16 protein-coding genes are annotated in these 13678 nt (G+C 44.1%); 1 reads left to right on the top strand and 15 read right to left on the bottom strand.

The window, feature by feature from the left end:
• Nucleotides 1-13: 13 nt before the first annotated feature.
• From B5D54_RS12350 to rpmH, 15 genes are all read right to left on the bottom strand, one after another.
• Nucleotides 14-544 (bottom strand): F0F1 ATP synthase subunit delta, encoded by a 531-nt coding sequence (locus tag B5D54_RS12350; protein ID WP_078926847.1) that lies wholly within the window; start codon nt 542-544, stop codon nt 14-16.
• A 14-nt stretch (nt 545-558) separates the two neighbouring features.
• Entirely contained in the window at nt 559-1029 is a 471-nt protein-coding gene (gene atpF, locus B5D54_RS12345) for a F0F1 ATP synthase subunit B (RefSeq protein ID WP_078926846.1), read from the bottom strand.
• A 64-nt stretch (nt 1030-1093) separates the two neighbouring features.
• Nucleotides 1094-1309, bottom strand: a complete 216-nt coding sequence (gene atpE / locus B5D54_RS12340; protein ID WP_078926845.1) for a F0F1 ATP synthase subunit C — start codon at nt 1307-1309, stop codon at nt 1094-1096.
• A 42-nt stretch (nt 1310-1351) separates the two neighbouring features.
• Nucleotides 1352-2176: a F0F1 ATP synthase subunit A gene (gene atpB, locus B5D54_RS12335; protein ID WP_078926844.1), complete on the bottom strand. Its 825-nt coding sequence runs from the start codon at nt 2174-2176 to the stop codon at nt 1352-1354.
• A complete protein-coding gene (locus tag B5D54_RS12330; protein ID WP_078926843.1) occupies nt 2169-2573 on the bottom strand; it encodes an ATP synthase subunit I in 405 nt (134 codons plus the stop codon). Before B5D54_RS12330 ends, atpB begins: the two co-directional genes overlap by 8 nt.
• Before the next feature lie 158 nt (nt 2574-2731).
• Entirely contained in the window at nt 2732-3628 is an 897-nt protein-coding gene (locus B5D54_RS12325) for a ParB/RepB/Spo0J family partition protein (protein WP_078926842.1), read from the bottom strand.
• A 24-nt stretch (nt 3629-3652) separates the two neighbouring features.
• On the bottom strand, nt 3653-4426 hold the full coding sequence (locus B5D54_RS12320; protein ID WP_078926841.1) for a ParA family protein: 774 nt from the start codon (nt 4424-4426) through the stop codon (nt 3653-3655).
• A 14-nt stretch (nt 4427-4440) separates the two neighbouring features.
• The gene (rsmG, locus tag B5D54_RS12315; protein ID WP_078926840.1) at nt 4441-5073 is read right to left on the bottom strand and encodes a 16S rRNA (guanine(527)-N(7))-methyltransferase RsmG; all 633 of its coding nucleotides are present in this window, start codon (nt 5071-5073) and stop codon (nt 4441-4443) included.
• Complete coding sequence (gene mnmG, locus B5D54_RS12310; RefSeq protein ID WP_078926839.1) at nt 5073-6968, bottom strand: tRNA uridine-5-carboxymethylaminomethyl(34) synthesis enzyme MnmG; 1896 nt, start codon at nt 6966-6968, stop codon at nt 5073-5075. The genes rsmG and mnmG overlap by 1 nt, the downstream gene beginning before the upstream one ends.
• A 429-nt stretch (nt 6969-7397) precedes the next feature.
• Complete coding sequence (mioC, locus tag B5D54_RS12305; RefSeq protein WP_078926838.1) at nt 7398-7835, bottom strand: FMN-binding protein MioC; 438 nt, start codon at nt 7833-7835, stop codon at nt 7398-7400.
• 10 nt (nt 7836-7845) lie between these two features.
• Entirely contained in the window at nt 7846-9207 is a 1362-nt protein-coding gene (gene mnmE / locus B5D54_RS12300) for a tRNA uridine-5-carboxymethylaminomethyl(34) synthesis GTPase MnmE (protein WP_199251526.1), read from the bottom strand.
• A gap of 94 nt (nt 9208-9301) precedes the next feature.
• Nucleotides 9302-10924, bottom strand: a complete 1623-nt coding sequence (gene yidC / locus B5D54_RS12295) for a membrane protein insertase YidC (RefSeq protein WP_078926836.1) — start codon at nt 10922-10924, stop codon at nt 9302-9304.
• A 2-nt stretch (nt 10925-10926) separates the two neighbouring features.
• Entirely contained in the window at nt 10927-11184 is a 258-nt protein-coding gene (gene yidD, locus B5D54_RS12290; RefSeq protein WP_078926835.1) for a membrane protein insertion efficiency factor YidD, read from the bottom strand.
• Nucleotides 11151-11474, bottom strand: a complete 324-nt coding sequence (gene rnpA / locus B5D54_RS12285; RefSeq protein WP_229601126.1) for a ribonuclease P protein component — start codon at nt 11472-11474, stop codon at nt 11151-11153. The genes yidD and rnpA overlap by 34 nt, the downstream gene beginning before the upstream one ends.
• 46 nt (nt 11475-11520) lie before the next feature.
• Nucleotides 11521-11658, bottom strand: a complete 138-nt coding sequence (gene rpmH, locus B5D54_RS12280) for a 50S ribosomal protein L34 (protein WP_072670256.1) — start codon at nt 11656-11658, stop codon at nt 11521-11523.
• A gap of 583 nt (nt 11659-12241) precedes the next feature.
• Here rpmH and dnaA point away from each other — a divergent pair.
• Nucleotides 12242-13645 (top strand): chromosomal replication initiator protein DnaA, encoded by a 1404-nt coding sequence (gene dnaA / locus B5D54_RS12275; protein ID WP_078926833.1) that lies wholly within the window; start codon nt 12242-12244, stop codon nt 13643-13645.
• Nucleotides 13646-13678: the final 33 nt, after the last annotated feature.

Here is a 13678-nt window from a genome sequence, read left to right as displayed (position 1 = left end):
CCAATTCCCCTAATTAAGACTTCATCACGTCTTTCAGACGATTAATACGGCCCAGTAACGAGTTGTCGAGGATAGTATCCCCCACTCGAATAACAGCTCCGCCAATAAGATTGCTGTCAACTTGGCAATTCAGCTTCACTTTACAGTCATAGCGTTTTTCTAAGTGACGGGTTAAAGTTTCAACCTGTTCATCGCTTAACTCGTAAGAGGTCACTACGTTCACTTCTTTTGTACCAGAAGATTCATTAGCGAACTTTTGAAACTGCTGAGATATATCGCCAAGCACCGCCATTCGACGATTTTCCATCAACACTCGTAAGAAATTACACATAGGTTGATCGAACTGCTCACCCGCTACATCCGCATAAACCTGCAATAATTGCTCAGGTTGTAAGCTAAACGCAGCTGACGATAATTCAGGTACCAACGACATTGTTTTCGCTAGTTCAAGCATTGCTGACCATTGATCAACCACACGGTGTTCACTAGCGTAACTAAATGCAGCCTTAGCGTATGGACGAGCGATCGTTGTCAAATCCGACATACAAATGCCCTCCGTTATAGCTTCGCAGATATACTATCAAGTATGTCTTGGTTAGCTGCCTGATCGACGGTGCGTTGAACAATTTTCTCAGCAGCCAATAAAGCCAGAGAAGACACGTCTTTTTGCAGCTCATTACGAGCACGCATCATTTGTGCTTCTATTTCAGCCTTACCTTGAGCCAAGACAAGCTCACGCTCGTGTGCCGCTTCTTTACGAGCTTCGTCTAAAATTTGAGCTTTGCGTTTGTTGGCTTGCTCAATAATGACTAGCGCCTCTTGTTTTGCACTTTTTAGCTGGTCTGCTGCATTACTTTTAGCCAAATTTAGGGCCTTATCAGCACGCTCAGCAGAAGCTAAACCGTCAGCAATTTTTTTCTGACGTTCTTCGATGGCTCTCATCAAAGGAGGCCATACAAACTTCATGCAGAACCAAACAAAGAGCAAAAATGCAATGGTTTGGCCCAACAGAGTTGCATTGATATTCACACTAACTCTCCTTTATTTTGCTTCTGTTTACCCAATCAATTCTGGGCGAGACAAAAAGGACCAGTTATGCAAACAGCATATACATTGCGATACCAACACCAATCATAGGAACCGCATCAAGAAGGCCGGCGATGATAAACATGTTAGTTTGTAGTACAGGGGCCATTTCAGGTTGACGAGCAACAGATTCTAGGAATTTACCACCTAGGATTGCAAAGCCAAAAGCAGTCGCTAGAGCACACATACCTAGTAGTAGAGCAACAACGAAATAAGTTTCCATAATAAAAATCTCCAGTTTTCTTGGGTTGTTTACATAAAGAGTTTAGTGAGAGTCATTACTTGCCATGCTGAGATAGACTATCGTCAACATCATAAAAATAAAGGCTTGCAGAGTAATAACCAGTACATGGAAGATGGCCCAAATGACATGAGCGACAACGCCTAAGCCACCGAGTACGAAACCTGCACCGTAAGTGATAGCGATCAGAATGAAGATCAACTCACCGGCGTACATGTTACCGTACAGACGTAGCGAAAGGGATACCGGTTTTGCCAAAAATGACACCGTCTCAAGAACTAAGTTGAAAGGAATCAATGCCCAATGGTTAATTGGATGTAGGGTGAATGCTTTAACAAACCCCTTAAATCCTTGGTATTTGATATAATAAGCAATTACCAAAATCATAACCCCAATAGCCATAGCCAAGGTAATATTCAAGTTAACCGTAGGGAGAATCTTGAAATATTCAACACCTGCCAATGTCATTGCGGTAGGGACATAATCCACCGGCACTAAGTCCATTAGGTTCATCAGGAAAATCCAGACGAAAATGGTTAATGCGAGTGGTGCGACCAACTTATCCTTGCCATGAAAAGTTCCTTTGACTAAGCCGTCAACTTGCTCAATGAGCATTTCGACAAAGCATTGCCATTTACCTGGAACTCCCGTGGTTGCATTTTTCCCAACACGATAAAACAACCACAAAAATAGCATGCCTAGACCTACTGAGAACAATAACGCATCCCAGTTTAACGTCCAAAATCCAGCATCAGCACAACCGTAGTTTGTGGTGATGTTGCCATCAACCAAGCAAACTTGAGCGCTTGTGAGGTGATGCTGAATATATTCCTTCGGAGTATCAGCCATGGTGGTTCCCATTTTTTGCGGTAAGTAGTATTGGTGCCACCCAAAAAACAAGGAGCGTTAATTTATAACCAGACATCATAGCACCAGGGTGCTGAACATCGGCTAAATTAAAAATTAACACAAACATGGTAATGGTTAACACCAGCTTCAAAGCCCACCCCATCATAATAAAACCAAGCAAAACGGTACCGTCTGCATTGGGTTTAGGGAGGAAGGCAAACAGTGTATAGACATAGTTACCAATCACCGCAATCGCTCCACCTTTCAAGATAAAACGAGCGGGATTGGGTCCCCAGTACATATACGTTACGCCTCCGATCAGCAGTAAGAACGCAAGCTGGAGGTGAACGATTCGAAATGCCGCCTTTGCTTGCCGACTCTGCGCTGCTATAAACATCAAAAGCACCTGTTTTCTGTATCACTCACCCAGTTGTATTAAGTTAAAAAAACTTTACAACTCGGTGAAAAAAGCTTCGAAATTATATATATGTATCGTAAAAACTCAACTTAAAGTGGGTGAACCAAGCCACAGAAAAGAGATTCTGTGAGCTATATTTACTGTGCAATCGTATCTAATTGTTTCAGTAAATGGGTCAACTGCTCTTGGTCGGTAAAATCAATAACAACTCGACCCTTTCCATTGGCCTGCAATTGTATCGCCATTGGTGCTTTGAGCCGCTGAGCTATGATACTCAATTGTTGTTCCACTTCTTCATCAAGGTTGAGTTTTTGTGGCTCTTTCTTTTCTTCGTTATTAAGCCAACGTTTAACCAACGCTTCTGCCTGACGGACAGTTAAATGTTTTTTAACCATGACTTCAGCACACGCGATCTGTTGCTCAGCAGGCAAAACTAATAAGGCACGAGCATGACCCATTTCAAGTTGCTTACTTTCAACCAACCGTTTTACCTCATCATGCAACTGATTAAGACGTATAAGGTTACTGACCGTTGCACGTGACTTACCAATCACATCGGCGACTTGTTGATGGGTCAGTTTAAATTCTTCTTGTAGCCGTTCTAGCGCTTGAGCTTCTTCAATAACGTTGAGATCTTCACGCTGAATATTTTCGATCAAAGCCATGGCTATCGCAGCGCGATCATCCACTCGTTTGATCAAACAGGGGACTTGCTTTAACCCGGCTTGTTTGGCTGCTCGCCAACGACGCTCACCGGCAATAATTTCAAAACCACCAAACTCTAATGGCCTAACCACAATGGGTTGAATGATACCTTGCGAGTGAATAGAGGCAGCAAGCTCCTCAAGTGCTTCTGGCGACATATCTTTACGCGGCTGATAAATACCGGGCTTAAGGCTGGTGATGGTCAGTTCAGTTAACTCCCCATCCGCAGACATCGCTTGGCTATGTGAAGCGACTTGCTGCTTTTCTCTCGCCATAGAGCTGGTAGCAAGTAAAGCATCTAACCCTTTTCCTAAGCCACGTTTAGACATGTAAGATTATTCCTTTTTTCGGTGTTATGCGGGGATTTCTTCACGGCGCAACATCTCGCCAGCTAAGGCGAGATAAGCTTTAGCTCCCGCTGAGTACTTATCATAATACATTGCTGGCTTACCATAACTAGGGGCCTCAGCAAGACGAACATTACGAGGAATGACAGTACGGTAAACTTTATTACCGAAGTGTTTTTTTAATTGATCGGAAACTTCATTCGCCAGTCGGTTACGGGGATCATACATGGTGCGCAATAAACCTTCGATCTTCAGGTTATCATTCACCACGGCCGCTAACTTACTGATGGTATCCATTAAGGCTGTTAATCCCTCTAACGCAAAGTACTCACATTGCATTGGCACCAGTACCGAGTCAGCTGCTGCCATCGCATTGATTGTAAGTAGATTTAAAGAGGGCGGGCAATCAATAAAGATGAAATCATAGTTATCACGAACTGCCGCGAGAGCATTTTTCAAGCGCACTTCCCGAGCAAAGACTTCCATTAATTTTATTTCAGCAGCAGTAACATCGCCATTGGCAGCGATTAAATCATAATGGCCGGATGTTTTACGACATACCACATCTTCAAATGGTGCTTCTTCAACCAGTAGCTCATATGCTGTTGCATCGACTTGGTACTTATCAACCCCACTGGCCATTGTGGCATTGCCTTGTGGATCAAGATCGACCACCAATATTTTACGTTTAGTCGCAGCCATGGAAGCGGCTAAATTGATACAGGTTGTTGTTTTACCCACGCCACCTTTCTGGTTGGCGATTGCTACAATTTTACCCACGGTATGCCTCGCTATTATTCCTTGCGCGATAAGATTACAAGATGACGCTCACCTTCCAACTCTGGAACATTCAAAGCTTTGATGTCGGTCACATTACACCACACTGGAAGTCGGGCTATTTCTTCTTCCGGGTGCTGACCTTTAAGCGCTAAAAAGCGCCCCTGTTCAGCACAAGGCAAGTGTTGACACCACTCTACCATATCCAGCATAGAAGCAAAGGCTCGGCTAAGAACGCCATCAAACCCTTGCTCAGGTTGGTAATCTTCGACTCGACTTTGTACTGGAATAACATTATGGATCGCCAGTTCATGCATGACTTGTTTGATAAAGCGAATACGTTTTCCCAAACTATCAAGCAACACAAAATGTTTATCTGGATTCATGATAGCCAACGGAATACCTGGTAATCCTGGCCCAGTTCCAACATCGATAAAACGTTCTCCCACTAAGTGCGGGCTCACCACTATACTATCAAGGATATGTTTCACCAACATATCCATTGGGTCTCTAACGGAGGTTAAGTTATACGCTTTATTCCATTTATTCAGTAACTCGACATAACCGACCAATTGCTCTCGTTGGTGCTCAGAAACAAGAAGGTCGGTTTGCACAATCAGTGCATCGAGTCTGATTCTTAATGGATTCATTACTCAGCCTCTCCCTTTTTCAACAAGCCATGCTTTTTAAGGTGCACCAACAAAATAGAAATCGCGGCTGGAGTAATGCCAGAAATACGCGAGGCAATACCCACCGTTTCCGGCTTAGACGCATTCAGTTTAAGCACCACTTCATTGGATAAACCTTTAACGGTTTTATAATCCAGTTCCACCGGCAATTTAGTATGTTCATGACGTAAGGATTTTTCAATTTCATCTTGCTGACGTTGAATATACCCTTCGTATTTAACCTGTATTTCCACTTGCTCAGCCGCTTGAGGATCTTCTAACGCAGGAGCAAAGGCAGAAAGAGACGTTAACCGCTCATAAGTCATTTCTGGGCGACGCAGTAGATCTTCACCACTGGCTTCACGAGATATCGGTGTTTTCAATAACGCATTCAGCGCATCCACCTCTTTCGACTGAGGGTTCATCCATGTTTCGGTTAAACGCTGACGCTCTTTGTGCATATTGTCCACTTTCTGATTAAAGCGAACCCAACGCTCTTCGCTGATAAGCCCCAGTTCATGAGCTTTTTCGGTTAGACGTAAATCAGCGTTATCTTCGCGGAGCAGTAAGCGATATTCTGCACGAGAGGTGAACATACGGTAAGGTTCTTTTGTTCCCATAGTAGAAAGATCGTCGATTAACACGCCCATATAAGCTTGATCTCGGCGAGGGCTCCAACCTTCTTTCTCTTGACTGTACAGGCTGGCATTCAAGCCTGCCATTAAGCCTTGTGCTGCCGCTTCTTCATAACCAGTGGTACCGTTGATCTGCCCAGCAAAGAACAGACCATGCACAAATTTGGTTTCATAGGTCTGTTTTAAATCTCGAGGATCGAAGAAATCGTATTCAATCGCATACCCAGGGCGAACAATATGGGCATTTTCAAACCCTTTCATCGAACGAACAATTTGCACTTGAACATCAAAAGGCAAACTGGTTGAGATACCGTTTGGATACAATTCAGTGGTGGTTAACCCTTCAGGTTCGATAAAAATTTGATGGCTACTTTTATCAGCGAAACGCATTACTTTATCTTCGATTGAAGGGCAATAACGAGGGCCTATACCTTCAATGATCCCCGCATACATTGGGCTACGATCCAAGTTATTACGGATCACTTCGTGCGTTTTCTCGTTCGTGTGCGTGATAAAACAAGGGATCTGACGTGGGTGGTGTTCACGTTTGCCCATGAATGAAAATACAGGGGTAGGATTGTCACCGTGCTGTGTTTCCAACACTGAGAAATCAACACTATTGGCATCGATGCGTGGTGGCGTACCGGTTTTCAGACGATCCACTCGAAATGGCAGTTCTCGCAAACGCTGTGCTAATGCGATCGATGGAGGATCCCCAGCGCGTCCTCCGGAAAAGTTTTCTAATCCAATATGGATCTTGCCACCAAGGAAGGTACCAACCGTCAACACTACCGCTTTAGCGTGGAATTTGAGGCCCATTTGAGTGACCACACCACGTACATGATCGTTCTCGACGATAAGATCATCGGCGGCTTGCTGAAATAGCGTGAGGTTCGGGGTATTTTCCAATGTATGGCGAACATAAGCCTTGTAAAGCGCACGATCCGCCTGAGCTCGTGTGGCTCGAACCGCTGGACCTTTGGAAGCATTAAGTGTTCTAAATTGAATACCTGCATGGTCAATAGCTTCAGCCATTAATCCACCCATTGCATCCACTTCTTTCACTAAATGTCCTTTGCCAATTCCCCCAATTGCAGGGTTACAGGACATCTGCCCTAATGTATCAATATTATGGGTAAGAAGTAACGTACGCTGGCCTGTACGAGCGGCTGCGAGAGCGGCTTCCGTTCCTGCATGACCGCCACCAACCACAATGACGTCAAATGTTTCGTGATAAAGCATGAACGACCTCAGGTATTCATTGAGATAAACAAAAGAGCCGTATTCTACCTTCTTTCCAACAGCGAGAAAATCGCTTTTATGCTTTTTTCCAGAAAGCGGTAAATCAATTATATAAAGAAAGATCTTATATAGAGATCTTCTGTTAGATCTACTATTAGAGGGAAGGATCTCTGTGGATAAGTGATAAATGATCAATAAGATCATGTAACTGAATAGGATCAGAACATGTGATCATCAACTGATCAACCGGAGGATTAGCTGGGATCAAAAAGGGTACTTATACACAAATGAAATTATGATCAAAGTTATTCTATGAATAACTATAGGTTAATCACCGGATAAAAGAGTAGTTATATACAAGAGTTTAGGAGTCAAAAAAGAAAAAGCGGCCTAAGCCGCTTAAAAGAAAGGAGAGAAAAAGGCAAAGCGTTACTGAATACGCTCAATAAATGTATTAAGCCAGTTCTCTAAGGCTTCTTCAGGTACAGGATGTTGCTGAACATCAATGGTAAAACAATCAGTCAGTGGCATTGCACCAATATCAGCCAATAAATCGTGTGCGTGTTTACCTGCGGCACAAAAAGTATCATAGCTTGAGTCACCCAGAGCAATGACAGCATAACGAAGCTGTTGAGTATTTGGTGGTGTTTGTTGCAAAGCCGCAATAAAAGGCTGGATGTTATCTGGGTAATCACCGGCACCATGCGTGGAAGTGACAATAATCCAAATGCCTTGAGCTGGAATGTCCGACAACGTGGGGTGGTTATGGATATGGTTTTCAAGCTCAGCTTGCTGTAAAACATCACTGATGTGATCCCCTACATATTCAGCTCCGCCTAAGGTACTACCTGTAATTATATGGATCATATTGTTCACTTTACTTCCCAATACAAAATGAAGAAAAAATCCGCCCGAGTAGATCATCGGAACTGAATTCACCCGTAATTTCATTTAAGTGTTGCTGGGCAATGCGTAGCTCTTCCGCCAGAATTTCTCCGGCCATATAACCTTCCAGTTGCTGTTGCCCAATGGTAAGGTGCTTTGCGGCGCGCTCGAGTGCATCCAGATGGCGTCGACGAGCCATAAAGCCCCCTTCTTGATTTCCGGTAAAGCCCATGCATTCTTTTAGATGAGTTCGCAGAGCCTCGATACCTTGACCTGTTTTGGCTGAAAGACGAATCAAGGTGGGCTGATTTACGTGGCAAATCCCCAGTGGTTCACCCGTTTGATCCACTTTATTACGGATCACCGTCATGCCCATATGATCGGGAAGCTGATCAACAAAATCAGGCCAAATATCTTTGGGATCGGTGGCTGCTGTGGTGGTACCATCGACCATAAAGAGTACTCGATCGGCTTGTTTTATCTCTTCCCAAGCTCGCTCTATACCAATTCTTTCGACTTCATCCGAGGCTTCACGTAGACCAGCGGTATCGATAATATGCAGTGGCATCCCATCGATATGGATATGTTCACGCAGTACATCACGTGTCGTGCCTGCGATATCCGTCACTATGGCAGACTCTTTTCCCGATAACGCATTCAGTAGGCTAGATTTACCGGCATTGGGACGTCCTGCAATGACGACCTTCATTCCTTCTCGCATAATCGCGCCTTGATTGGCTTCTTTACGTACGGCATCTAGGTTATCAATAATGGCTTGTAAATCGGCAGAGACTTTTCCATCGGCAAGGAAATCGATTTCTTCTTCAGGAAAATCAATGGCGGCTTCGACATAAATGCGCAAATGAATCAGCGATTCGACGAGGGTATTAATTCGTTTTGAAAATTGCCCTTGCAGCGATTGAAGGGCTGACTTTGCTGCTTGTTCTGAGCTAGCATCTATCAAATCAGCAATGGCTTCAGCTTGGGTTAAATCCAACTTATCATTTAAGAATGCACGTTCAGAAAATTCACCTGGACGGGCAGGGCGAAGACCTGGGATGGAAAGAATACGTTTGATGAGCATATCCATGACAACTGGGCCTCCGTGGCCTTGTAGTTCAAGGACATCTTCACCAGTAAAGGAATGCGGATTCGGAAAATAGAGGGCAATGCCTTGGTCGAGCTCCACACCATTACTCTCTTTAAAGGACAAATATTCCGCGTAGCGAGGTTTGAGTTTTCTTCCTGTGACTTCTAAAGCGACTTGAGCGGCTTGGGGGCCAGAAACGCGAATAATGCCGACGCCGCCACGCCCTAAAGCGGTAGCTTGCGCGACAATCGTATCGGTAGCCATAACATTACCTATTTGATCGTTCATTGGCGATTATTGTAATCAGCCGATAATAAAAAGGCGACCTTTTGGTCGCCTTAAAGAATGAGATTTATGCTTACTTAGAGTGTAAGCCTCTCTTCTCCAATGACTTGTAAATCAGTGTTTGCTGAATTAGGGTCACAATATTCGACACCAACCAGTATAAAACTAGCCCAGAAGGGAAGAATAGGAAGAAGAACGTAAACATCACCGGCATGAAAGTCATGATCTTCTGTTGCATTGGATCTGTGACCGTATTCGGGCTCATCTTCTGAATTAAGAACATACTGGCACCCATCAACAGCGGTAAGATATAGTACGGATCTTGCGCTGATAAATCGTGGATCCAGCCGAAGAATGGCGAATGACGTAATTCAACCGACTCCATCAATGCCCAATACAAGGCAATAAAGATAGGCATTTGTAGAATAATGGGTAAACATCCACCTAGAGGGTTGACCTTCTCTTTCTTATACAGCTCCATCATCTCTTGGCTCATACGCTGACGGTCATCACCGATACGTTCACGCATGGCTTGCAATTTGGGTTGCAACATACGCATTTTAGCCATTGAGGTATATTGAGCTTTTGTGAGTGGATACATAGCTCCACGAACAATGAAAGTTAGGCAGATAATCGCTACCCCCCAGTTACTGACAAATCCTTGGATAAAGGAAAGTAGCATATGTAGAGGTTTTGCGATGAACCATAGCCAGCCGTAATCAACCACCAGATCAAGATTTGGTGCCGTAGCCGCCATTTCATTTTGCAGTTTTGGGCCGACCCACAAGCTGGTTTTAAATTGTGCGGCATTACCGTCAGCAATGGTTTTATTTGGAATACGAATACCAATATCGCCAAGGTTACCAATGACACGAGTGTAAAGATTGGTTCCTGGTTCATTACGGGGAATCCATGCGCTTGCAAAGTAGTGCTGAATCATCGCCGCCCATCCTTCTCCATTGGGAAGAGGAAGGGATAGGTTGCGTTCTTGCATATCTTTAAAGCTGTATTTCTTATATCGCGTATCTTCTGTAGAGTAAGCGCCGCCACGATAAGTTGGCATGGCAAGGCTACCCCCAGAATCAAGAAGGCTTTGACGAAGATGCGCATAGACACCCAGCGTGGCATTGCTACCTGAGTGGTTAATCACATCAAAGATGACATCAACAGCGTAGTTATTGCGTGTAACGACAAATGTTTTTTTGTATTCGATGCCATTGCTTTGGTAAGTCATCGGAATACGCAGCTCATCTTCACCATCGGCTAACTCAAAGCGATCACCATTCACGTGATAAGTTGGGCGGCTATTGCTGCTTAAATCAATTCCCTGAGGACCGATTAAACCACTTTGTGCAATAAACTGATGATTGGGTTCATTTTTTAATAGCACGAAAGGATTATCAGAATCCAACTCATCAGAATACTGGTTGAGTTTGGCACTGATGATATCCCCACCGACCGTATCGATAGACAGAGTCAGTACATCCGTGGTGACAGTAATCGTTTTAGCAGAAGCACTAGATTGCGAAGGTGCAGGATCGAACTCATCAGCAAAAGAGGGTGCAATTTGGTTACTGTTAGCTTGAGACTGTTCAATCGCTGGCTGAGCTGGGTTCTTTGCTGTTTGCCATTGCTGGAAAAGTAAGAAAGAAACGAGTGCTAAAGCGATTAACAGGATATTACGTTGAGAATCCATCGTTATTTATCTCTGTCTGGTTTTTTGACTGGTGGAACGGGGTCATATCCCCCTTCGTTCAAAGGGTGGCATTTTAATAGACGTTTGCCGGATAACCAACACCCTTTTACAAAACCGTGAGCTCGCAATGCTTCTAATGCATAAGTTGAGCAAGTCGGCGTAAATCGACAGCGAGGGCCGATGAGCGGACTGATAATCCATTGGTAGAGTTTAACTAACCCAATGGCTAACCACGTGAAGGGCGAGATAGGCGTTGCCATAATTTGTCGAACAAAGTAAACAATTCTTCATTGCTTAAATCTTGCGCGCTCTTTTTAGCGATCACAACAAAATCTTTGTTAGCAAGGCGATGTTGTGTGAGGCGAAAACTTTCACGAGCAAGACGTTTGAAGCGATTACGACCCACCGCCGTTTTAATTTGCTTTTTAGGGACAGCTAATCCTAAACGAGGATGTGAGAGGCAATTGTCGCGGGCAATGATAGTAAAATGAGGGGAGCCAGCACGATGCGCTTGCTGGAAGACGTTTTTATAATGCTCGGGAGTTAACAGACGTAACTCCCGATTGAACGCGTACGTATTCAAAATAATTCAGTCATTATTTTGATAGGCGCTTACGGCCTTTTGCACGACGTGCATTGATTACTTTACGACCGTTCGCTGTCGCCATGCGTGCACGGAAACCGTGAGTACGCTTGCGCTTTAGAACTGAAGGTTGAAAAGTGCGTTTAGACATTGTTATTACCTTTACTGATCAGTAGTTTTAGGTTCTTAAGTTAACCCGGCGTGGGTGTTTGTCTTCGAAAAGACGCCGACGCCTCTCAACAAAGAGGCGGAATTGTAATCACACTCACAAAAAGTGTCAATGACTAGGGTAGGGTAACGGATAGTTAATATCGTTATTAACTGGTCAGCACTACCTATTCTTTTTTCGGTCGGGCGATTATACGGAGTCTTGACTAAATCTCAAGGATCGTTCGTTGATCTCTTTATTAAACTTTTATTGGCGCGAGTTTTATCCCGAGCGATCCTGATTTAAGAACACAGCTTATACTGTGATATTCATAGTTTATAAACCGAGTAAAAGGATAAAAAAGAGCATGCCTTTTTTGGGGATAACTGACAATGATCATAGAATATGTGGATCATTATGTGGGTAAATAGGGAACTGAAGCGGTAGATCTTGGTAAGAACAGCAATTTAGTTGTGAATAACTTAGATCTTATTCAATGGTTTGTGGATCAATTACTGGCGATCTTACTTATCAACAGGTAGAATTGCCGGTCTTTATTAGCCATTAATTTTAGAGTGAGGGAACCGTGTCATCTTCGCTTTGGTTGCAGTGCTTGCAACAGCTTCAAGAAGAGCTACCAGCCGCAGAATTCAGCATGTGGGTTCGTCCGTTACAAGCGGAGCTCAATGACAATACTCTCACTTTATTTGCACCGAATCGGTTTGTGCTCGATTGGGTGCGAGATAAATACATCAACAATATCAACCGTTCGTTGACAGAATATTGTGGCCATAATGCACCGAGTTTGCGTTTTGAAATCGGCAGTCGTCGAATGGCTGCTCCAAAATCGGCACCGATTAGAACCGCGGCGGATGTTGCGGCGGAGTCTTCAGCGCCCGCTCAGCTTGCACAACGTAAGCCCGTGCATAAAACATGGGACGATGACGCTGTTACTGCGAATATTAACCACCGTTCAAACGTCAACCCTAAGCATAAATTTAATAATTTTGTAGAAGGTAAATCGAACCAGTTGGGATTAGCCGCTGCACGTCAAGTGGCCGATAATCCGGGGGCGGCGTATAACCCGCTCTTTTTATACGGCGGAACGGGGTTAGGTAAAACACACTTATTGCATGCGGTTGGGAATGCGATCGTTGATAACAAACCGAACGCTAAAGTGGTGTACATGCATTCAGAGCGTTTCGTGCAAGATATGGTGAAAGCCTTGCAAAATAACGCGATTGAAGAATTTAAACGTTACTATCGTAGCGTCGATGCGCTATTAATTGATGATATCCAATTCTTTGCCAATAAAGAGCGTTCCCAAGAAGAGTTTTTCCACACCTTTAATGCTTTGCTGGAAGGCAACCAACAGATCATTCTCACTTCAGATCGCTACCCGAAAGAGATCAACGGGGTTGAAGATCGTCTTAAATCTCGTTTTGGTTGGGGCCTAACGGTTGCCATTGAGCCGCCTGAATTAGAAACCCGTGTGGCAATCTTGATGAAAAAAGCGGAAGATCATCAAATTCACCTGCCCGATGAAGTGGCTTTTTTCATCGCAAAACGATTACGTTCCAATGTTCGTGAATTGGAAGGGGCGCTCAACCGCGTTATTGCGAATGCCAACTTTACTGGTCGCCCAATTACCATTGATTTTGTCCGTGAAGCGCTGCGCGATCTGCTTGCTTTGCAAGAAAAATTGGTCACCATTGATAATATTCAAAAAACGGTTGCTGAGTACTACAAAATCAAAGTGGCGGATCTCCTTTCTAAACGTCGTTCTCGTTCGGTAGCTCGTCCTCGGCAATTAGCGATGGCGTTATCCAAAGAGTTGACCAACCACAGCTTACCGGAAATTGGTGATGCTTTTGGGGGACGAGACCATACTACTGTACTGCACGCATGTCGGAAAATTGAACAGCTACGAGAAGAGAGCCATGATATTAAAGAAGATTACTCGAATTTGATTCGAACACTGTCTTCTTAATTTCTTCATCTGCTCGTATGATGTGATGTATGA

It is taken from the genome of Vibrio cincinnatiensis DSM 19608, assembly GCF_900167345.1.
GTDB lineage: Bacteria > Pseudomonadota > Gammaproteobacteria > Enterobacterales > Vibrionaceae > Vibrio > Vibrio cincinnatiensis.
Note: the sequence above shows the minus strand (reverse complement) of the source record. Positions and strands in the feature narration are given on the sequence as shown.

Excerpts from the sequence above, each read along its gene's own strand:
- B5D54_RS12350 (WP_078926847.1), bottom strand. The coding sequence starts at position 544 with ATGTCGGATTTGACAACGATCGCTCGTCCATACGCTAAGGCTGCATTT.
- atpE (WP_078926845.1), bottom strand. The coding sequence starts at position 1,309 with ATGGAAACTTATTTCGTTGTTGCTCTACTACTAGGTATGTGTGCTCTA.
- atpB (WP_078926844.1), bottom strand. The coding sequence starts at position 2,176 with ATGGCTGATACTCCGAAGGAATATATTCAGCATCACCTCACAAGCGCT.
- B5D54_RS12330 (WP_078926843.1), bottom strand. The coding sequence starts at position 2,573 with ATGTTTATAGCAGCGCAGAGTCGGCAAGCAAAGGCGGCATTTCGAATC.
- B5D54_RS12325 (WP_078926842.1), bottom strand. The coding sequence starts at position 3,628 with ATGTCTAAACGTGGCTTAGGAAAAGGGTTAGATGCTTTACTTGCTACC.
- rsmG (WP_078926840.1), bottom strand. The coding sequence starts at position 5,073 with ATGAATCCATTAAGAATCAGACTCGATGCACTGATTGTGCAAACCGAC.
- mnmG (WP_078926839.1), bottom strand. The coding sequence starts at position 6,968 with ATGCTTTATCACGAAACATTTGACGTCATTGTGGTTGGTGGCGGTCAT.
- mioC (WP_078926838.1), bottom strand. The coding sequence starts at position 7,835 with ATGATCCATATAATTACAGGTAGTACCTTAGGCGGAGCTGAATATGTA.
- mnmE (WP_199251526.1), bottom strand. The coding sequence starts at position 9,207 with ATGGCTACCGATACGATTGTCGCGCAAGCTACCGCTTTAGGGCGTGGC.
- yidC (WP_078926836.1), bottom strand. The coding sequence starts at position 10,924 with ATGGATTCTCAACGTAATATCCTGTTAATCGCTTTAGCACTCGTTTCT.
- yidD (WP_078926835.1), bottom strand. The coding sequence starts at position 11,184 with ATGGCAACGCCTATCTCGCCCTTCACGTGGTTAGCCATTGGGTTAGTT.
- rpmH (WP_072670256.1), bottom strand. The coding sequence starts at position 11,658 with ATGTCTAAACGCACTTTTCAACCTTCAGTTCTAAAGCGCAAGCGTACT.